The sequence below is a fragment of the Paraburkholderia sp. BCC1885 genome, assembly GCF_900996235.1.
In the GTDB taxonomy this organism is placed as follows: domain Bacteria; phylum Pseudomonadota; class Gammaproteobacteria; order Burkholderiales; family Burkholderiaceae; genus Paraburkholderia.
Map to the genome: position 1 here is coordinate 1 of NZ_CAAJGM010000059.1, position 591 is coordinate 591.

Below are 591 nucleotides of genomic sequence, written 5' to 3' on the forward strand. Positions count from 1 at the left end.
GCCGTGGAGGCGGTGGCGAGGCCGTCGGCGCGCGCGGCGGCGGCGAAGGACGGATCGACGGGATGATCGGCGCGCACCACGAAATCGGCGCCGAGCATCTGGCGCGCATCGCGCTCGAGCCCCTGGCGCAGCCGGTCGGACAGGAAACCGACGCTGGTCAGCGCGGCGACCGCCAGCACCAGCGCCAGCACGAGCAGGGTCAGCTCGCCCGAGCGCCAGTCGCGCATCGTCATCCGGATCGATTGCCGTACCAGTTCGCCCGGCGTGAGACGCGCGCCGCGCGCGGCGCGCCCTGCTTCATGCTGCCTGGTCAATCCCGCTTGCCCCCGAGTGAATTGAAACGCGACACCATCTGGTGCGCCATGCCGCGGAACCCGCCCGACACGCCGCGCCAGAGCCGGGGCAGTGCCCAGGCCGCGAAGGCGACGAAGCCGACCATCAGCAGCAGGAACAGCAGCGGCACGAAGAAGGCCAGCGCGAGGCCCGCGAATACCAGGCCGTCCTCGGTGGCCGAGGCGATCCAGTTCGAGATCGGCTCGGGCGAGAGATTGATCAGCGCGCGCGTGCCGGCCTTCGCGACATGGGCCGAGC

The 591-nt window shown here is 71.7% G+C and carries 1 protein-coding gene and 1 pseudogene; both read right to left on the reverse strand.

What is annotated here, in order from left to right:
* A pseudogene (locus FQ755_RS05065) lies at positions 1–254 on the reverse strand (ABC transporter permease); the annotation flags it as partial.
* 56 nt (positions 255–310) lie between these two features.
* Positions 311–591 (reverse strand): DUF4126 domain-containing protein (locus FQ755_RS05070; protein ID WP_144151566.1); only part of this gene is annotated, 281 nt, incomplete at its 5' end.